At 72.4% G+C, this 18,929-nt stretch carries 19 protein-coding genes; 10 read left to right on the plus strand and 9 right to left on the minus strand.

Features of this window, described 5'->3' with window-relative positions; genetic code table 11:
* Positions 1–8 precede the first annotated feature (8 nt).
* Positions 9–950, minus strand: a complete 942-nt coding sequence (locus tag ACWEVS_RS06365; protein WP_452550247.1) for a M56 family metallopeptidase — start codon at positions 948–950, stop codon at positions 9–11.
* Positions 947–1,303, minus strand: coding sequence for a BlaI/MecI/CopY family transcriptional regulator (locus ACWEVS_RS06370; RefSeq protein ID WP_449914837.1), 357 nt, complete (start codon positions 1,301–1,303; stop codon positions 947–949). The genes ACWEVS_RS06365 and ACWEVS_RS06370 overlap by 4 nt, the downstream gene beginning before the upstream one ends.
* A gap of 193 nt (positions 1,304–1,496) precedes the next feature.
* On the opposite strand from ACWEVS_RS06370, the gene ACWEVS_RS06375 reads away from it, so the two are divergent.
* Positions 1,497–2,771: an FAD-dependent oxidoreductase gene (locus ACWEVS_RS06375; protein ID WP_452550249.1), complete on the plus strand. Its 1,275-nt coding sequence runs from the start codon at positions 1,497–1,499 to the stop codon at positions 2,769–2,771.
* A gap of 2 nt (positions 2,772–2,773) precedes the next feature.
* Positions 2,774–3,940: an MFS transporter gene (locus ACWEVS_RS06380; protein WP_452550251.1), complete on the plus strand. Its 1,167-nt coding sequence runs from the start codon at positions 2,774–2,776 to the stop codon at positions 3,938–3,940.
* Here the strand turns inward: ACWEVS_RS06380 and ACWEVS_RS06385 are convergent.
* Positions 3,927–6,566, minus strand: a complete 2,640-nt coding sequence (locus ACWEVS_RS06385) for an ATP-binding protein (RefSeq protein WP_452550253.1) — start codon at positions 6,564–6,566, stop codon at positions 3,927–3,929. The genes ACWEVS_RS06380 and ACWEVS_RS06385 overlap by 14 nt on opposite strands.
* A 113-nt stretch (positions 6,567–6,679) precedes the next feature.
* Between ACWEVS_RS06385 and ACWEVS_RS06390 the strand changes: the two genes are divergently transcribed.
* A complete protein-coding gene (locus tag ACWEVS_RS06390; protein WP_452550255.1) occupies positions 6,680–7,240 on the plus strand; it encodes a hypothetical protein in 561 nt (186 codons plus the stop codon).
* Positions 7,241–7,275: 35 nt separating this feature from the next.
* Here the strand turns inward: ACWEVS_RS06390 and ACWEVS_RS06395 are convergent, their stop codons facing one another.
* A complete protein-coding gene (locus ACWEVS_RS06395) occupies positions 7,276–7,848 on the minus strand; it encodes a TetR/AcrR family transcriptional regulator (protein ID WP_452550257.1) in 573 nt (190 codons plus the stop codon).
* A 75-nt stretch (positions 7,849–7,923) separates the two neighbouring features.
* Between ACWEVS_RS06395 and ACWEVS_RS06400 the strand changes: the two genes are divergently transcribed.
* The 4 genes from ACWEVS_RS06400 (at position 7,924) to ACWEVS_RS06415 (ending at position 12,247) form a co-directional block, all read left to right on the plus strand.
* Positions 7,924–8,910: an alpha/beta hydrolase gene (locus ACWEVS_RS06400; RefSeq protein WP_452550259.1), complete on the plus strand. Its 987-nt coding sequence runs from the start codon at positions 7,924–7,926 to the stop codon at positions 8,908–8,910.
* A 353-nt stretch (positions 8,911–9,263) separates the two neighbouring features.
* Positions 9,264–9,611 (plus strand): hypothetical protein, encoded by a 348-nt coding sequence (locus ACWEVS_RS06405; protein ID WP_354907540.1) that lies wholly within the window; start codon positions 9,264–9,266, stop codon positions 9,609–9,611.
* On the plus strand, positions 9,608–11,068 hold the full coding sequence (locus tag ACWEVS_RS06410; protein ID WP_452550261.1) for a multicopper oxidase family protein: 1,461 nt from the start codon (positions 9,608–9,610) through the stop codon (positions 11,066–11,068). The genes ACWEVS_RS06405 and ACWEVS_RS06410 overlap by 4 nt, the downstream gene beginning before the upstream one ends.
* Positions 11,069–11,311: 243 nt before the next feature.
* Positions 11,312–12,247 (plus strand): aminoglycoside phosphotransferase family protein, encoded by a 936-nt coding sequence (locus tag ACWEVS_RS06415; protein ID WP_452550263.1) that lies wholly within the window; start codon positions 11,312–11,314, stop codon positions 12,245–12,247.
* A gap of 60 nt (positions 12,248–12,307) precedes the next feature.
* On the opposite strand, the gene ACWEVS_RS06420 is transcribed toward ACWEVS_RS06415, so the two are convergent.
* Positions 12,308–12,886: a DinB family protein gene (locus ACWEVS_RS06420; protein WP_449914859.1), complete on the minus strand. Its 579-nt coding sequence runs from the start codon at positions 12,884–12,886 to the stop codon at positions 12,308–12,310.
* A gap of 101 nt (positions 12,887–12,987) precedes the next feature.
* Between ACWEVS_RS06420 and ACWEVS_RS06425 the strand changes: the two genes are divergently transcribed.
* Complete coding sequence (locus ACWEVS_RS06425; protein ID WP_452550264.1) at positions 12,988–14,019, plus strand: helix-turn-helix transcriptional regulator; 1,032 nt, start codon at positions 12,988–12,990, stop codon at positions 14,017–14,019.
* 87 nt (positions 14,020–14,106) lie between these two features.
* Here ACWEVS_RS06425 and sigJ read toward each other — a convergent pair whose 3' ends face one another.
* Positions 14,107–15,042, minus strand: a complete 936-nt coding sequence (gene sigJ, locus ACWEVS_RS06430) for an RNA polymerase sigma factor SigJ (RefSeq protein ID WP_452550265.1) — start codon at positions 15,040–15,042, stop codon at positions 14,107–14,109.
* Positions 15,043–15,306: 264 nt separating this feature from the next.
* Here sigJ and ACWEVS_RS06435 point away from each other — a divergent pair, with 264 nt between their 5' ends.
* Positions 15,307–15,855, plus strand: a complete 549-nt coding sequence (locus tag ACWEVS_RS06435; protein ID WP_452550266.1) for a YceI family protein — start codon at positions 15,307–15,309, stop codon at positions 15,853–15,855.
* A 63-nt stretch (positions 15,856–15,918) separates the two neighbouring features.
* Here the strand turns inward: ACWEVS_RS06435 and ACWEVS_RS06440 are convergent, their stop codons facing one another.
* Together ACWEVS_RS06440 and ACWEVS_RS06445 are read right to left on the minus strand one after the other, a co-directional pair.
* Complete coding sequence (locus tag ACWEVS_RS06440) at positions 15,919–16,503, minus strand: hypothetical protein (RefSeq protein WP_452550268.1); 585 nt, start codon at positions 16,501–16,503, stop codon at positions 15,919–15,921.
* Positions 16,504–16,675: 172 nt separating this feature from the next.
* Positions 16,676–17,227, minus strand: coding sequence for a TetR/AcrR family transcriptional regulator (locus ACWEVS_RS06445; protein ID WP_449914867.1), 552 nt, complete (start codon positions 17,225–17,227; stop codon positions 16,676–16,678).
* Between the two features lie 123 nt (positions 17,228–17,350).
* Here ACWEVS_RS06445 and ACWEVS_RS06450 point away from each other — a divergent pair, with 123 nt between their 5' ends.
* Complete coding sequence (locus ACWEVS_RS06450; RefSeq protein ID WP_452416489.1) at positions 17,351–18,307, plus strand: TIGR03620 family F420-dependent LLM class oxidoreductase; 957 nt, start codon at positions 17,351–17,353, stop codon at positions 18,305–18,307.
* A gap of 47 nt (positions 18,308–18,354) precedes the next feature.
* Here ACWEVS_RS06450 and ACWEVS_RS06455 read toward each other — a convergent pair whose 3' ends face one another.
* The gene (locus ACWEVS_RS06455; RefSeq protein WP_452416487.1) at positions 18,355–18,801 is read right to left on the minus strand and encodes a hypothetical protein; all 447 of its coding nucleotides are present in this window, start codon (positions 18,799–18,801) and stop codon (positions 18,355–18,357) included.
* Between the last annotated feature and the right edge of the window lie 128 nt (positions 18,802–18,929).

The raw sequence follows: 18,929 nt of genomic DNA on the forward strand, positions 1-18,929 counted from the left end.
GCGGGTCGTCACACCTTCCAGACGGCGATGCACAGCAGAGGAGCGACGAGAACGGCGACCGGCCCGCTCAGCAGCAGGCTGGCCGCCGAATAGGCGGCCGCCGGCACCCAGCTCGACTCCGGCCGGTGATCGAGCAGGCGTTCCAGCCGTTCGGTGAGCCCGGCGTCGGCGAGAGCGAACGCGGCAGCCCCCTGGCCGCCCGCCGGCGTCGCCATCTGCACCAGCGCACGGGCCAGCGGCAGCTCGCCGTGAACGTGACGTGCGTGGTCGTCGGCGATCATCTCGAGCAGGACGGCGACGGCCTGCTCCGCCCTCGCCACCAGCGGCAGCCGGGGAAAGGCGTGCCTCAGCGCGAGAAAGGGAAGCAGCACCAGGTCATGGCGGCCCCGAGCATGGGCGCGCTCGTGCGCGAGAACCGCGTCCAGCTCCTGGGAACCCAGCAGTTCCAATGTCCCGCGGCTGAGAACGACGCGCCCGTGCCGGCCAGGCACGCAGTAGGCCACTCGCCGCTCACTGGGCAGAACGTACACGTCGTGCATCGGCAGATGGTCCGCGACGACGTCGACCAGGAACCGCTGACGCCGTTGGTCGAGCACCGTCCTGGCGGTGACCCGGATCGTGTGGGCCAGCAGCCAGATGGACAGCCCCGCCGACCAGGCCAGCGCCACCACCTGCACGGGTCCGAGCCCGTCGAGCCCGTCTCCGGCGGCGATCTGACCCGCGAGCGTGTGCATGCCGTGTGGAAAGACGGCCTCGAGGGGCCACACCGCCGCGACCAGGCCGACGCCCACCGCGCCCAGGCCTCCGGCCAGCCCGACGGCCTGCCAGAGCACCAGGGCGGCGCGCGGATGGCGGTAAGCCCAGGCAGCCGAGGCGAGCCGCCGGGCCGTACGGCCTCCCACGACCACGGGAAGCAACGCGGCACCGGCGGCGATCAGCCAGACCGTCATGACGACGTTCCCTCCCGGGCGCCGAGCGCCTCGCGCAGAGCCGCCGCCACCTCGGGACTCACCGTTCCGACGAAGCGCTGAACCGCCGCCTCGATGTCGGTCGCCTCGTCGAGCGCGGCGCGCATGGCCTCCGCGACGACGGCGTCCTTCTCCACGGCGGCCTTGTACAGGTGGGCCCGTCCCACGCGTTCTCTCGAAACCATGCCTTTGCGCGAAAGCCTGACGAGCACGGTCAGCACGGTGGTGATGGCCGGCTGCGAGGGAAGCCCGGCCGCGAGGTCCTGAGCGAACATACCGTCGGGCCGCTGCCAGAGGGACTCCATGATCGCCCGCTCGAGACTGCCCAGGTGCATCCGCGATGCCTCCCGTTGCCGCGTTCGTTCTCCTGACAGTCGAAGGCTACAGCTCGCAGCCCGCCACGCGACCGCGGCGAACAGCAGGATGGGTCGGCCGCCTAAGTCGGATGCCTGATGCCTCGGCAGCGGATGGATTCGTACCGTTCAGGCATCGATTCCTGATCGACCCTTACCTGTTTCGGAGGGCACCATGTCGTTCCATGTTCTGATCGTCGGTGGCGGCATCGGCGGGCTCACGCTCGCCCAGGGGCTGCGCAGGGCCGGCATCTCGGTGGCGGTCTACGAGCGTGACCGGGCCAAGGACGACCGGCTGCAGGGCTACCGGATCCACATCTCCCCCAAGGGGTCCGCCGCGTTGCACGAGTGCCTGCCGAAGGAGCTGTACGACCGGTTCGTGGCGACGTCGGGCAAGCCCAACACCACGCTCGGCTTCTACGACTCCGATTTCTCCGAGCTGTTGGCCATCGGGGACCCTGACGCGCCCGAGCACTACATCGACAGCTTCAAGTCCGTCAGCCGCATCTCGCTGCGGGAGGTGCTGCTGAGCGGTCTGGAAGGAGTCGTCCAGTACGGCAAGACGTTCACGCGGTACGAGCCGCGCCCGGACGGCAGGGTGCGCGCCCACTTCGACGACGGCACCCACGCCGACGGCGACCTGCTGGTGGGCGCGGAGGGAGTCAACTCGCGGGTCCGCCATCAGCTGCTGCCGCACGCCGAGCGTGTCGACACCGGCGCGCTGTCGGTCTCGGCGAAGGTCCCGCTGGACGACGAGACCCGCAAGCTGCTGCCGAGGCAGCTGTTCGCCGGTTCGGGATTCCTGTTCGGGCCGCAGGGCAAGGCGGTCTTCCTGGCCGCGCACGAGTTCCGCACCCGCGGCCCGGTGGCCGAGGCCCCCGGCGAGGGCCTGTTGCTGGACAACAGCGCCGACTACATCATGTGGAACATCGTCACCACCTGGGACAAGCTGGGCGACCGGGCCGAGCTGGAGCGCATGGACGGCGCCGAACTGCAGCAGGTCGCCTTCCAGGCGCTGCGGGGCTGGAGCCCGCGGCTGCACAAGCTGATCGCCCGCAGCGACCTCGGCAGCATCTCGATCTTCCCGCTGAAGAGCTCCACCCCGGTCAAGCCGTGGCAGACGACCAACGTCACGCTGATCGGCGACGCGATCCACAACATGCCACCCACCGCGGGCGTCGGCGCCAACACCGCGATCCTCGACGCCAGGCTGCTGTGCGCGAACCTGGTCGACCACGTCAAGGGACGGCGGACGCTGCTGGAGGCGGTGCACGCCTACGAGGTCGAGATGATCGACTACGCGTTCAAGGCGGTCGCGCTGGCCATGCGGAACCTGAAGATGGGCGTCAGCGCCAACCCGGTGCAGCGCTTCTTCACCAAGAGCATGTTCCGCTTCTTCAACGCGGTGCCGCCGCTGAAGAAGCAGATGTCCGCCTCGATGATGAAGTAGCCATGCGGATCGTCTTCACGGCCCTGCTGATCCTGCTGCTGCTGGCCACGCTCGACACCACGCTCACCGGTGTCATCGCCCCCGCCCTGGTCGCCGAGCTCGGCGGACGGGAGCAGGTCGAACTGGTGGTCGCCGGCTACGCGGCGGCCTCCACCCTTACGCTGCCGCTGTGGGGCAGAGCGGCGGACCTGCTGGGTCACAAGCGGGTGCTGCTGACCGCGCTGGTCCTGTTCGAGATCGGGTCGGCGGCCTGCGCGGCGGCGCAGGACATGACCCAGCTGGTGGCCGCCAGAGCGGTCCAGGGCGTCGGAGCGGGCGGGCTGATGGTCGGCGTCGTCACCGTGATCGCCGCACTGCTCCCGCCCCGCGAACGGGCCCGCTACCAGGGGTATGTCACCGCGGTGACGGCCGTGGCCATGATCGGCGGCCCGCTGGCGGGCGGGCTGCTCACCGACGCGCTGTCCTGGCGCTGGGCCTACCTGATCAACCTTCCGCTGGGCGCCGTCGCCTTCGCGACGCTGACCCTCCTGGTACGGCTCCCGCCACCGGCACGGCAGGGCCGGGCCCGGCGCCTGGCCGACTACCTGGCGGTGTTGCCGCCACGTCTGCTGGCCGTGCGGAACTTCGCCCTCGCCGCGATCCTCGCACCGCTCCAGGGGGCGGTGATGCTCTCCTCGGTCACCTATCTCCCTCTCCACTTGCAGGCCGGTGGCGACTCCGCGACCGCCAGCGGCGTCCTGCTGCTGCCGTTGCCGGCCGGGGCGGTCGTCGCTGCCTTCCTGTCCGGACGGGTGATCGCCGCCACCGGTCGCTACAAACCGGTCCTGGTGGCGGGCACAGCTCTGACCGCGGCCGGTACGGCAGGCATAGCGCTGACCGGTGCCGGCTGGGCCGTGATGGCCGTGCAGGGTCTCGGGGCCGGCATGCTCATGCAACTGGTCACTCTCGTCGCGCAGAACAGCGTGCCGGCCGCGGACGCCGGGGTGGCCGGCGGCGCCGGTCCCTTCCTGCGCCAGCTCGGCGGCGTGGCCGGGGTGACGATGACCGGGGCACTGTACGAGATGGGCTCCGTCCACACCGCCTTCACCGCGCTGACGGTCGTCGCGGTGGCGGCCGTCGTGGTCGCCGCGCTGATCGTGGAGCTCCCGCTGCGCGTCACGACAGGATGAGGCCGGCCAGCTCGGTCCGGGTGGTGACGCCCAGCTTCGGATACGCCTTGTACAGGTGGTGCCCGACGGTCCGGGGGCTGAGGAACAGCTGGGCGGCGATCTCCTTGTTACTGGCTCCCGTCGCGGCCAGCCGTACCACCTGGAGCTCCTGCGGCGTGAGCCGCGACAGCAACGCGGCGTCGGCGCTCCTGGTCAGGGACTCACCGGTGGCGCGCAGCTCCGACGAGGCCCGCTCCAGCCAGGGAAGGGCGCCCAGCCGTTCGAAGGTGTGCACCGCCTCCCGCAGGACCGTACGGGCCTCCTGCTTGCGCCGCTCGCGCCGCAACCGCTCACCCAGCAGCAGCCGTGTGCGCGCGGCGTCGAAGGGGCGGTCGGCGGCCCGGTGCAGGTCGATCGCCGTGGCGAAGTCCTGCTCGTCGCCGTCCAGCAGTGCCCGGCAGCGGGCCAGCAGGCCCTGCGCCCATGGCTGGCCGGCGGCCGCCGTCCAGCGGGCGAACCGGTCGTGGGCCGCGCGGGCACGCTCCGGCTCCTGCAGCCTGACCAGGGCCTCGACCAGGTCGGGTGCGGCGGCGGGCTGCTGGCGGGCAGCGCGCGCCAGGTGGTCGGCCGCTTGCTCGTAACGGCCTCGGACCAGCTCCAGCAGGCCCAGCGCCCACTGCGCCCACACCTGGCCCGAAGGCATCGCCGCCGCCCGCTCGGCGAGCGGCCGGCAGTCCTCCTCGACGCCGCGGACCGCGGCGAGCCAGGCCCGCACCCCGCACGCCTGCGCCTCCAGATGCGTCTGGCCGGTCTGTGCCGCCACCTGTTCGGCGTGATCGGCGTCGGCGGCCGCGTCCAGATGACGGCCGCGCAGGAGCTCGACGCCGGCCAGCGCCAGGTGGGTGTGCGGCAGCCAGGCCACCATGCCGAGCGCGGCGCATTCGGTGGCCAGCGCGCGAGCCATGCTGAGGGCCGTGGCGTGGTCGCCGACGAGCAGGGCGACCGACAGAGCGTTGTTGCGCAGGCCGTGCTCGCCGTGATCGACGTGCCTGGCGCCTTCCACCACCTCGCGCAGCAGCGGCAGGGCCCGCGCCGGATCGTCCTCGAGCAGCGCCGTGATCCCCGTGGCCATGGCCGACGCCGGACGCGCGGGGTCGGTGCCGCTGTCGAGGGACATCAGCAGGTCGGTGGCCCGGCGCGCGAGCTTGACGTCATGGGCGTACCAGGCGTTGCGCACGACCTGGATCAGCAGCGAGGTGGCCCGGTCGGGATGCGCGGCGGCCAGCGGCCTGGCCGCCTCCAACAGGGGGAGGCTCGCGGCCTCGACGGCGCCGTGCTCGAAGTCGACGTCGGCCCTGAGGTTGGCCAGGTGGGCCAGGACGAGCTCGTCGCCGGTCAGGCGCGCCGCCTGGTCGGTGAGCTGGGCGGCCCGGCGCAGCCGCCCGGCCGAGATGGCCGCCTCGGCGGCTTTGGCCAGCCGTACGGCTCTGGCATCGGCTTCGGGGGTGAGGAGCGCGGCCCGCTCCCACGCCGCCGCGGCCGAGTGCCCGCTGCGCCGCAGGAACGTCTCGGCTGACCGCTCCAGCTCGGCGGCCAGCCGTTCATCCGGTTCGGTCACCGCCGCGGCCAGGTGCCAGATCCGCCGCTCGGGCTCGCTGACCTCCGCCAGCGCCCGGTGGACCGCCCCGCGCCTGGCGAAGCCCGCCGCCTGATAGACCGCCGACCGGACCAGCGGATGGCGGAAGCGCACCCGCGCTCCGGCCACCTCGACGAGCCCGGAGCGTTCGCACTCCTCCAGCGCCCGCTCATCGGCGCCCAGGCGGGCCGCGGCACGCAGGATCAGCGCCGGGTCGCCCGTGTCTTCGGCCGCGGCCACCAGCAGCAATGTCCCGGCCGGTTCGCTCAGCGCGGTGAGGCGTTGCCCGAAGGCGTCCAGCAGCCGCCGCGTGAGCGGCAGCTCGCCCAGATCGCCGCCGCCGGGGGCGCTGCGGGGCAGTTCGATGAGCCCCAGCGGGTTGCCGCCCGCCTCCGCCAGCACGCGCTCGCGCACGTCCACGGCCAGGCCCGGGGCGATCGCGTCCACCAGCTCAGCCGACGCCGACGCGTCCAGCGGCGGCACCCGCAGCTCGGGCAGACCGGGGGCGTGGAACTCCTCGCGCGCGGCGAGCAGCAGGGCCACCCGCTCGCTGCGCAGCCGGCGCGCGGCGAACAGCAAGGCGTCGGCCGAGGCCCGGTCCAGCCACTGCGTGTCGTCCACCACGCACAGCAGGGGCCGCTCGGCCGACACCGCCGCCAGCAGGCTCAGCACCGCGACCCCGACGAGGAACCGGTCACCGGCCCGCGCCGCGGTCATGCCCAGCGCGCCGCGCAACGCCGTCGCCTGCACCTCCGGCAGCGCCTCCAGCTGCTCCAGGACGGGCATCAGCAGCAGATGCAGCCCCGCGTACGGCAGCTCGGCCTCCGACTCCACGCCCCCGCCGCGCAACACGGTGAACTCGGCCCCGGCTCGCTCCACCGCGTGATCGAGCAGCGCGGATTTGCCGACGCCCGGGTCACCGCCGAGGACCAGGACGCCGCTGACGCCGTCGGCGGCGTCGCGCAGCAGCCGGTCGAGTGCCTCTTGTTCGCGGGTCCTGCCGTAGAGCATCCCAAGATGCTACTTAGACCGACTTAAGTCACGGCGACCGCTATATGACTGATTACCCGGATCTTGCTGCTCCGTACGGTCGTGACCAGCGACAACACGACAGGAGAGCAACCATGAAGATCGCGTTCGTCCCGGGCGCCGCCGACCTCACGCTCCAGGTGGACCCGGCCATGGCCGAGCCGTACAAGCTCAGCTTCGACGGTGTGCTGCCGGAGGTTCGGCCGGTCACCGACGGGGTCGTGGTCGACTTCCCGCGCAGCTTCCACACCGGTGACCGGCGGCATGGCGGCCAGATCGTGCTCAACGCCGCCGATCCGTGGGCGGTGGAAGTACAGGGCCGGACCTCGCGGGTGGACGCCGACCTGCGCGAGCTCCGGCTGGCCGGGATCGACCTCCAGGGCGGGGTCGAGCACGTGCGCCTCGACCTTCCCGAGCCGCACGGCCGGGTGCCCGTCCGCGTCGCCGGCGGCGCGGCCGACCTCACCATCCGGCGTCCCGCCGGTGTTCCGGTACGGCTGGCCGTGGCCGGCGGCTCGACCCGCCTGACCATCGGCGAGCGGCACTTCGCCACGGCCCAGCCCACCTACGTGTTCACCGACACCGGGTTCGAGGAGAGCGAGGACCGCTACGACATCCTCATCGCCGGGGGAACCGATGCCCTCACCCTCGCGTGAGGCAGGAAGCCGACCAAGCGCCTCCCCTGGCACGGTCATGCGGCACCGTCGGCGAAGTGCGACAGAACCATCTCGGCCAGCGCGGCGACGTCGGCGTCGGCCATCGGCTCGCCGGTCATGCCCAGCCGGTGGAGCAAGGTTCCGACGACGACGTCGATGAAGAACAGGACCCGGTTCTCCGGCTCGCCGAGCGCCTCCTGGAGCGCGAGCCGGTAGGGGTCCTGCAACCGCGCGGACAGGACCTCGCGCAGGGCCGGGTCGCTGACGGCGTCGCTGAACACGCCCGCGAACGCGTCGCCCACCCCGGGCTCGCCGATCTTCGCCGCGATCCAGCGGATGGCCGAGGCCATGAGGTCGGCTCGGCCGGCGCCCTCCAGCGGCACCGGGCCGAACGCGTCGAGGAGGCAGTCCACGATCAGCGCGCCCTTCGAGGGCCAGCGACGGTAGATCGTCGTCTTGGCGACGCCGGCCGCGGCGGCGATGCGGTCGACGGTGGCACGCGCGTAGCCGAGCTCGTGAACCGTGCTCAGCGTCGCGGCGAAGACCACGGCGTTGACGCCGGAGCGCGGGCGACCGGGTGGTCTGGCGGATGTGGTCGCTCGGGTCATGCCCACACGATAACCTATTGCGCTACTATCGGTATCGATACTTGTAGTAGCGAAACTGTGGGCCGAGGAGGACACATGAGCGAGGTCACCGGTACGGAGCGACCGCCGCTGGGCATCCGGCTGCTGCACGCCCTGGGGAAGCAGCCGGACTGGCCGGCGATGACGACCGAGGAGCTCGTCGCCTACCGCGACGCGGAGAACCGCAAGCGGGCATCCCGTCTGGCACGGGTGATCACCGGGCTTCCCGACCGCGGCGCCACGATCCAGTGGGAGGAACTGGCGCTGGCCGACCGCCGGCTCCCGGTCCGGGTGTACCGGCCGTCGCCCGGACGCCGCGACGGGCGCGGCGACCTGCCGCTCGTGCTCCACGTGCACGGCGGCGGGTTCGTGGGTACGGCGGTGCAGAGCGACTGGGTGAACAGCCGCCTCGCGACTCGGCTGCCCGCGGTCGTCGTCTCGGTCGAGCACCGCCTCCTGGACCCGGACACTCCGCTGTCGGCGGCCGTCGACGACGGCTGGGACGCGCTCCGGCACGTGGTGCGGCACGCCGCCCAGTGGGGAATCGACCCGGCGCGGACCGCCGTCTTCGGGGAGAGCACCGGCTCGTTGATCAGCGCGCTGGCCGCGCTCCGGGCCAGGGAGTCCGGGCTGCCGCTGCGGGCGCAGGCGCTGGTCAACCCCGCTGTCGACCTGACCTCGACGATGTTCGACCACGCCTCGGTCACCCAGCACGCCGACAGCCCGACCCTCACCCTGCCGCAGATGCGGCTGTTGCACCGCTTCGCCGTTCCGCCGGGAACCGATCCTCGCGCGATGTCGCCGCTGTACGCCGACGACCTGGGCGGGCTGGCCCCGGCACTCGTGGTCGTGCCGACCCTGGACCCGCTGGCCGACCACGGCCGCCGTTACGCCGAACGGCTGCGAGCGGCCGGAACGCCCGCGCGGCTCACCGAATACCCCGGCGCGACGCACGCGTTCCTCAGCATGCCGGGCGCGGTGCCGCAGGCGAAGGCCGCGCGGGCGGAGATCCTCGAGTTCCTCCGGGGCCACCTCGCGGGGTGACGGGTCCCGGCCTGCCGCGTTCCACATCACCGCCGCTCCCCCGCCGCTCCACCGCCGCTCCCCCGCCGCTCCACCGCCGCTCCACCGCCGCGAACCGGGGAGACGGGCGCGAACCGGGGACACGGGCGCCGACCGAGGCCAGGGCACCACGAACCGGGCGATCTCGCGAGGGCGTGATTCCCGCTCGTCCGGTCGCCCCGGGCGGCGGGGCTAATCCCGGCGTAGTAGTTCGGGTCGGGCGTTGATCCCGGGGCGGTAGCGGCAGATGCCTTCCCTCGGGGGACGCCCCCCGGCACTGACCGGACGACGATTGCTGGCGTCGGTGCCCGACTCGCCACCCGCTGAGGAGAATCATGTTCCTGCGTATCGCGCTCACCGCGCAGACCGTCGCCCTGCTCCTCCAGGCGGTCACCGCCGGGCTGCTGCTGGCCTCGCCCGGCGGCCGGACGGCGCACGGCGCCACGGCCGTCGTCGTGGCGGTCACCGTGCTGCTCCATCTGGTCGCCGCACTGGTGACGCGGCGGTCGAGCGACATCGTTCCGGCCGTCGGCATGCTCGCGGCGACCCTGGCACAGATGGCGCTGGGCATGGCGCACATGAAGACCCTGCATGTGCCGCTCGGCGTGCTGATGTTCGGCGTGAGCATGTTCCGGCTGAGCCAGACCTGGTCCGTCCGCCGCACGGGGACGGCCTCGGCATGACGATGACCAGACGGCAGGCGCTGCGGCTGCTCGGCGTGGGCGCGGCGCTGAGCGTGCCGGGCTGCTCGCTGCTCGGCCGGACCCCGCTGCCGAGGCTCCTGACCAGCGGCGCGCCGCTGCCCAGGCCGTACACGGTGCCGCTGCCGCTGCCCGCGGTCGCCAAGCCGTACCGGACCGACGCGAGCACCGACTACTACGAGCTCGTGCAGCAGCAGGCCGAGGTGGAGATCCTGCCCGGCCTGCGCACCCCGATCTGGGGGTACGACGGGCAGTTCCCCGGACCGACCATCCGGGCGCGCAGCGGCCGCAGGACCGTGGTGCGCGTCACCAACCGCCTGGGCGCGCCGACCGTCACGCACCTGCACGGGGGCCACACCCCGCCGGAGTCCGACGGCTACCCCACCGACCTGGTCCAGCCGGGCACCCACCGCGACCACGTCTTCCCGCTGGAGCAGCGCGCGGCCACGCTCTGGTACCACGACCACCGCATGGACCACACCGGGCCGCAGGTCTGGCGCGGCTTGGCCGGGTTCTTCCTGGTCGGCGACGACCAGGAGGAGGCGCTGCCGCTGCCGTCGGGCGACCGGGACGTCCCGCTGCTGATCTGCGACCGGTCCTTCGCCGCCGACGGCACCATGCCCTACCCGGCCCGGCCCGACGGGCCCGGAGCCCGGGAGGCGTTCATGGGCGGCGTGCTCGGCGATGTCGTCCTGGTCAACAGCGCGCCCTGGCCACAGCTCGGGGTGGACCGCGCCCGCTACCGGCTGCGGCTGCTCAACGGCTCCAACGCCCGCACCTACGAGCTGGCACTCTCGCCCGGCGGCAGCCTGGTGCGCATCGGCAGCGACGGCGGCCTGCTGGCCGTGCCACGGCCCGTCGACCGGGTACGGCTCGCGCCGGGCGAGCGCGCGGACGTGATCGTCGACTTCGCCGCCTACCGGGTGGGCGACCAGGTCGAACTGCGCAACCTCGCCGACGAGGGGGCCCAGGCCCGGGTGATGCGCTTCACCGTCGAGCGGAACGCCCGCGACGACTCGGCCATCCCGACGACGCTGTCACGGGTCGAGCCGCTCGACCCGGCCAAGGCAACGGTGACCCGCGACTTCGAGTTCACCAGCGGCGACATGCACGGCCACACCGGCTGGCTGATCAACGGCAAGCCCTTCGACGCCCGCCGCGTCGATGCCAGGCCGAAGCTCGGCCAGGTGGAGATCTGGCGGCTGACCAGCGACGTCGCCCACCCGGTGCACCTGCACCTGTCGCCGTTCCAGGTGCTGTCGGCCGGCGGCGAGCGCCCGAGCGGGCCGCCGGAATGGAAGGACACCGTCGAGCTGCGGGAGGCGCAGACCGTGGAGATCATCACCCGCTTCACCGGCTACCGGGGCCGGTACGTCATGCACTGCCACAACCTCGAGCACGAGGACATGGCCATGATGAGCACGTTCGAGGTGGTCTGATGCCCGGCTGGCCGCCGCCCGCTACACCATGACCGTCGTGACCAGGAAGGACAGGACCTTGCGGATCGAGGTCCACCTGTTCGCCCGGCTCGCCTCCGACGGGCGGGTCCGTCGCGTCGACTCGATCACCAGGACCGTGACCTGACCCGCGGGAGATCACGCGCTCGCGGCGGCCGGCGGCGGTCGGGGTCGGCCCGGGCTCGGGCCTGGCAGGGGCGGCAGGCCGGCGCGTAAGGTGCCCGAATGATCGGGATACCGGAGGCGTTCGCGCGGAGCACCGTCGAGCGTGAAGGAGAGGCCGGCGCGGCGTGGCTCGCCGAACTGCCCAGCATCGTGGACAGGCTCCTGGAACGCTGGGGGTGCGTGCCTGACGGCCAGGTCCTGCACGGGGGCGTCGGGGTCGTCGTCCCGGTGCGGCGGCGGGACGAGCGGACCGCTGTGCTGAAGGTGTCGTTTCCGCATCCCGGCAACGTCCATGAGCCGGACGCGTTCGCGGCGTGGGGCGGGCGTGGAGCCGTTCTGCTGCACGAGCGCGACGACGAGCGTTTCGCCATGCTGCTCGAGCGGGTCCGGACCTCGACGCTGGCGGAGGTCGACGACGGTGACGAGGTCGTGACGGTCGCCGGGCGGCTCAGTCGCCGGCTGGCCGTCCCCGCGCCGCCTGGCCTGCCCCGGCTGAGGGAGCAGGCCGACGCCTGGGAGGAGCAGCTGGGCAAGGACGCCGAGGAGCTGACGCACACACTGTCGCGTCGCGTGGTGGACACCGCCGTGGCGACCGTCCGCGAGCTGGGCCGGGTCCAGCCGGACGTCCTCATCCACGGCGATCTCCACGCCGGGAACATCCTGCGCGCCGACCGCGAGCCCTGGCTGGCCGTCGACCCCAAGGGGTACGTGGGAGATCCCGCCTACGACGGCGGCACGCTGCTCAAGTCGCGCGCGCTGACGTTCCTCGACGCGGACGACGTGCGCAAGGCTGTCGACCGTACCCTGGACGTCTTCGCCGAGGCCGCCGAGCTCGATCGCGAACGCGTTCGGCGGTGGGCCCAGTTCCATGCCGTCCAGGCCGCGTTCTGGGGCCGCCGGCACGGATTCCGTGTCGCCCGCGGTGGATCATGGCTGGACCGGCTCACCGAGTTCGCGGACCGTATGGCGGAGTTGCTCACGGACCGCGCGCCATGAGGGGGCCGAGGGCGGCGCTGCCATGACTCGGCCCCCCGATCAGCAGGAGCCCGTCACCGCTCAGGTCGTTTTCTGCCCGTCGAGCGTCTCGCGCAGGATGTCGGCGTGCCCGGCGTGCTGGGCGGTCTCGGCGATGACGTGCATCAGCACCCCGCGCACGCTGCGCACCGCTCCCGGCTCGTTCCAGGGCGCCTCCGGCAGCGGGTGCGTCGCCGACAGGTCGGGGAGGGCGGCGACGATCTCCGCGCTGCGGGCGGCGACCCGCTCGTAACGCGCGAGGATCCCCGCCAGCGTCTCGCCGGGCAGCATCCGGAAGTCGTTCTGGTGGTCGATCGCCCACTGCGGGACCTCGCGTGCGGTGCCGGACGCGAGGTCAGCCCAGGTGACACCGTCGGGCAGGTCGTAGGGCATCGCCGACGGGCCCTCGGTCGCGAAGCGCATCCAGTTCTCCTCCATGGAGGCGACGTGCTTGATCAGCCCGCCCAGGCACAGCTCGCTGACCGTCGGGCGCCGGCCCAGTTGCTCGTCGCTGAGCCCGCGGACGGTGTTGGTCAGGGCGGCTCGCGCGGTCGCGAGCGCGGCGAGCAGGTCGCCCCGCTCGGCGTCGAGGGTCGAGGGGGGCGTGGTGGTGGCGTTCACGGCGTTCGGACCTTTCGGATGGTTGTCGTTGAGTGGCACGCGACAACAGTCGCAGAGGAAGCGGACAGAGAGTGGCCGCTTCTCGCGGCACCATGGGGTTCATGCCGAAGACTTCAGCGCGGCTGCTGGCGTTGCTCTCGCTGCTCCAGGTGCGCAGGGACTGGCCGGGTGCGCTGCTGGCCGAGCGGCTGGACATCAGCCCGCGCACCGTCCGCCGTGATGTCGACCGCCTGCGCGAGCTGGGCTACCCCATCGTGGCGACCAAGGGCCCCGACGGCGGGTACCGGCTCGACGCCGGCACGGAGCTGCCTCCCCTGCTGTTCGACGACGAGCAGGCCGTCGCCCTGGCCGTCGCGCTCCAGATCGCCACCACCGCCGGCGCCGGCATCGAGGAAGCCGCGGCGCGCGCGCTGAACACCGTCCGGCAGGTCATGCCCGTACGGCTGCGCCGCCGGATCGACACCCTGCGGGTCACCGCCGTCGAACGGCCCGCGGGCCTGCCGTACCGACAGGTCGACAGCAGCGTGCTCGTGGCGCTCAGTGCCGCCGTCCACGCCCGCGAGGTGCTGCGCTTCGACTACCGGCACGGGCCGGACGACACCGGCGACCAGACCCCGCCGCGCCGGGCGCAGCCCCATCACCTCGTCACCTGGGACGGGTGCTGGTACCTCGTCGCCTGGGACCTCGACCGCGAGGACTGGCGCATCTTCCGCGCCGACCGGATCACCCCGCGCACCCCTACTGGGCCCCGATTCACCCCGCGCGAGCTGCCCGGAGGTGATGTGGCGGCCTTCGTGGCCGGCAGGTTCCGGGGCTCCGACGGCTCGGGCGACTGGCCGTGCCGCGGCGAGGTGATCCTCGACCTCCCCGCCGCCGCCGTGTCCCGCTACACCCGCGACGGCGTCGTCGAGGAGCTCGGCCCGGACCGCTGCCGGCTCGTCCTGGGCTCGTGGTCGTGGCCTGGCCTGGCCGCCGCCATCGGCAGGTTCGACGCCGACATCGAGGTGGTCGGCCCGGCCGAGCTCAAGGACGCCTTCGCGCACCTGGCCCGCCGCTACGCCAACGCCGCGACCGACGTGGCCGACGTGGCCGACGCGACCGACTCGACCGACGGGCCGTACCCGAGCCCATGAGCCGAGCGCCCTCGACCACGGTTCGGGACGGCGGGCGGCAGCGGCGGCGCGTCCGGGCCGGCCGGCACGTCCATCGGGCAGCGGGCGTCAGGCGGCCGTCCAGGGCCGAAGCTTCTCGGGGTTCCGAACCGCCCAGAAGCGCTTGATGCGGTCGCCCACGACGTCGAACGCCATCACCACCACGGTGACGCCGTCGTGCTGGGCCACCAGGCCGGGCTGACCGTTGACCGTACGCTCCAGGATCGTCAGGCCGGGTACCAGGTCGGCGATGTCGACCAACGTGCGGGCGATCCGCTCACTGCCTTCGACCGGGTGGAGAACGGCGCTGACCAGGCCGCCGCCGTCGGCGATCCCCGTCGCGTCGGGCGCGAGGAGGCCGACGAGAGCGCCGATGTCCTTGGCCTCCCATGCGTGCTTGAAGTCCCTGACGATGCCGGCCTGCCGGGCCGCCGGAGCCGCGGGCGCCTGCGAGACGCGGATGCGGCGGCGGGCCGAGGAGGCCAGCTGGCGGCAGGCCGCCGGCGTACGGCCGACGATCTCGGCCACCTCGGCGAAGGAGTAGCGGAAGACGTCGTGCAGGATGAACGCGACGCGCTCGGCCGGGGTCATCGCCTCGAGCACGACGAGGAAGGCCATGTTGACCGACTCGTCGAGCGTGACCCGGTCGGCGGGGTCGGCCGTGCTGCCGCCCGACCGCCCGTCGATCCACTCCGTACGGTCGGGCAGCGGCTCGGGGATCCATTCGCCCACGTAGCTCTCCCGCCGGGCCCGTGCCGAGCCGAGCAGGTCCAGGCAGACGCGGCTGGCGACCCTCGTCAGCCAGGCGCCGGGGGACTCGATGGCCTCCTGCTGCTGCCGGGACATGGCGTACCAGCGGGCGTAGGTCTCCTGGACGACGTCCTCGGCATCGGCCAGCGAGCCGAGGAGCCGGTAGGCGAGATTGATCAGCTGACGCCGCTCCCTCGTGATCGCACTCAGGCTCGGATCGAGCCCGCCGTCCGCCGGATCGGATGGGGTGGTCATGGTGTCCCCGACTTTCCTTCGTCGCATCTGCCCTCACCAGTACGACGAGGCATCACCCCGGAATGTGAGGTCGGCGCGTCGCCTCACATTCCGCGGGGTTGTGTCGTCGTACTGGTGAAACGAACACCATCCCGCAAGCAGAAAAGCGCGGCGGCGGCAGGGCCGGCCTCCCTGTCCCGCGATATCGCCTCACCGGCGCCCACCCGCGGCCATGAGGCCGGCGCCGACGGATCGACCATCTTTCCCCCTGAGGAGCGACCAGGCATGACAACCATGACCAAGCTCGGCGAGCTGACCGGCGATTACGCCCTCGACACCGCCCGCACGCGGCTGGGCTTCGTCGCCCGGCACGCGATGTCCACCAGGGTGCGCGGGCGGTTCGACGAGTTCGAGGGCAGCGCGCGCCTGGACGGCGACGACCCGTCGAAGTCCGGAGTCGCGCTGACGATAGGGGCGAGGAGCATCCAGACCCGCAACCGGCAGCGCGACGATCAGCTGCGCGGCAAGTTCCTCGACGTGGACGGCCACCCGACCATCGCCTTCGTCTCGACCAGGGTGAAGCAGGTGGACGGGACCACCTTCCAGGTCACCGGTGACCTGACCATCCGTGGCGTGACCAGGCCGGTCACCGTGGACGTCGAGCTGGCCGGCGCCGAGCACGACCCGCGGGGCGACGTCCGGATCGCCTTCACGGGGAGCGCCACGATCAACCGCAAGGACTGGGGGGTGAACTGGAACGCCGCGACAGGGGTCCTGATCAGCGACAAGGTGACGCTGGAGTTCGACGTCACCGCGATCCGGCGGTCCTCCTGACGAGGCCGGCCCCGTCGACCAGCGTTCCGATCGCGCGGCGAGCGATGCCCCAGCCGGGACGCGTCACCGGGACGGCCCGCTCAACCAGATCTGGTTGAGCGGGAAGAAGAACGCCAGCAGCGCGAGGTTCAGACAGATCACCACGAAGGAGAGCACCCTGGGCCGCTGAACACCCGTTCGCCGCCAGGCGAGCACCAGGGCGGACGCCACGACGAGCGCCAGCAGCAGGTGCGCGCCGTACCACCAGGCGATCGGCAGCCCTCCCACGATCCTCCCGGCGTACAGGTCGTCGGTCAGGGCGTAGCCGACGACCAGGTTGAGCGCGGCCAGCCCCAGCAGCGCCACCCCGGGCGGCATCTGGCGGAGCGTACGGCTGAGCAGCGCGCGCAGGACGATCCCCACCAGGAAGATCAACGACGCCCACTGGTGGAGGTGCCGCATGAACAGGCCGCCCCGGACGTCGAAACTGAGCCGCAGCGTCGAGGCATAGGCTCCGCTCATCTCGATGCCGAGCAGCGGCGCGAAGGAGCCGTCGTAGATCACCCGCTCGCCGGGGGTGTAGAAGAACGCGAGGAAGGCGCCGGTGAGCAGGACGATCATGAAGCTGTAGACGAGCATCTCGTCCACCAGCGTCTTCTGGAGTCTCATTCGACCTAGTTCACCACTGTGTGGGCGTGATGATCTCATGGGTACGCGCCTCGCGCTTGCGACGCTCGCGGCGCAGCCACTCGGCCGCGCCGTCAGCGCCGCGCGAGCAGGACAGGCAGCCCCGGCGGGAGGCGCCCACGAGGCCCCAGGAGACGCGAGCTCCTGACATCGCTCAGCGGGCGCGAATGCCGTCGAAGACCAGGTCGAGGAGGCGTGCGGCGGTGTCAGGTTCCGTGGCTGCCTCGTCGAGCCAGGCGACGGCCGTCGCCAGGCGGATGAGCTCGGCCCCGGTGAGATCGCCGCGTACCTGGCCGAGCTCTCGCGAGCGTGCGACGAGGTCCGCGGCCACCTGCTCGACGGCCTGACAGCGCGCGCCCAGCGGGCTGCCCACGTGCTCGGAGGCGCGCGCGAACCGAGCGGCGAGCCCTTGGTGCCGGGTGATGTGCCGCACGAGCGCGGCGACCCATCGCCGGAGGAAGTCCGGTTCGGGGGGGCTGGTGTCCAGCAGGTCGGCGGCCAGGTTCGCCAGCCCGTCCAGGCTCTCGCCGACGATCTCCGCGATCAGGGCGTCCTTGTTCGGGAAGTGACGCCACAGCGTGCCAGGCCCGACTCCCGCCCGCCTGGCCACGTCGTTCATCGCCGCCGCGTCCGCCCCCACCTCGTCGAACAGCGCGCTCGCCGCCTCGATCAGCCGCGCCCGGTTACGGCGTGCGTCCGTGCGCACAGCCGCATGCGGCCTGCCCCCCTCAGCGGCTTCGCCACTCATCTCGCACCCTCCCTGGTCGTACCGGAGCGGCACTCCGTATCATCTGGAGCGCCACTCCGAATTCTATGAGGGAGGTCTCCCTTGACGTCACCCATGCCCGCGATCGGCACGGTAGGACTGTGGGTTTCCGGAATCGATCTGCGCCCGGCAGCCGAGTCCGCCGCGATCGCGGCGGAGATCGAAACGCTCGGCTACGGCGCGCTATGGCTCAGTGAAGGACTCGTTCGCGACCCGTTCATGGAGGTGTCCACGCTGCTGGCGGCCACCAGGTCATTGGTGGTGGGCACAGGCATCGCGGTGATCTGGGGCCGCCACCCCCGCAACGTCCGGATGCAGACGCGTTCCCTGCTCGACACCCATCCCGGCCGGTTCGTCCTCGGCCTGGGCACCTCGCACGCGCGCCTGGTCGAGGGCGTGCTGGGCCTGCGTTACGAACGCCCCCTGTCGGCGCTGCGCGAGCACCTCGACCGCCTGGACGAGCCCGATCCCATCCTCGACCTGGCCGGGATCGGCGGTGCCACGGCACCCGCGGCACCCCGGGTTCTCGCCGCACTGGGCCCCAAAGCCCTCACCCTGGCCAGAGACCGGGCCGCGGGCGCGTTCTCCTATCTCGTGACGCCGGAACACACCGCCGACGCCCGTACCGTGCTCGGGCCCGATCGAACGTTGATCGTCGAACAGGCGGTCGTCGCGGGGTTGCCCGCCGACGAGGCACGGGCGAGGGCGCGCGGCCACATCGCGGCTTACCTCGCCGCCGAGCCGTACCGGGCCAGCTGGCGGCGGCTCGGGTTCGACGACACCGACTTCGCCGACGGTGGCAGCGACCGCCTCGTCGACTCCCTCGTGGCCACCGGCGAAGACATGATCGCCGAGAGGATCGACGCCCACCTGGCGGCGGGCGCCGACCACGTCTGCCTCCAGGCGCTCCCCTCCGACCCGCGCACCGCCACACTGGACCAGTGGCGGAACCTCGCCCACCTCCTGCCATCTCTCGAACGCGGGCGATCCGGGGCGAGCCATGCCGAACGGCATGCTTGACCGCTTTCATCCCGCCACGAGGCCGGCTTCGGCCAGATGGCCAAGGGTCACTGCGGCCAGTTCGCGATGATCTCGGGCTTGATGACGTCGACGTGGCACCGGAAGGTCTTGCGCAGGCCCAGGTCGTGGAGGCAGACCCGCACGTCCACCCGGTTGATCTCTCCGTCCGACGTGAGCCGGAAGGAGCTCTTGGCCGAGCAGGTCGAGCGGGGCAGGCTCCATCCGGTGCCACCGCCCACGTAGTGGAAGCGGGCACGAATGGAGGCGCAGTGGCCGCGGTGCGGGTCGCGGTCGTCAAGCTTGCCGTACACGGCGAACGTCTCGGCGCTGAAGTCGGTGATCCAGACATCGGCCTCGGCGTGGCCCGAGTGTCCCGCCGCCGACCTGACGGGGCCCCAGTGGATGGGGGAGGTCGCGGCGGCCTGCGCCGAGGCCGGGACGCCCGCGCCGATCACGAAGGCCAGCAGTCCACCGATGACATGTGTCTTTCTCATGGCGAGGACGGTAGACCACGCCACTTGGAGAGATCTTGCAAGCGGCTGGGGCCCGCCGACCGACGTCCTGAGCGCGATCTCCCGCGCCTCGAAACCGTCCGACCCACGAGCGCGGGCGCCCGGCCCCG

Source organism: Nonomuraea sp. NPDC003754, from assembly GCF_053605785.1.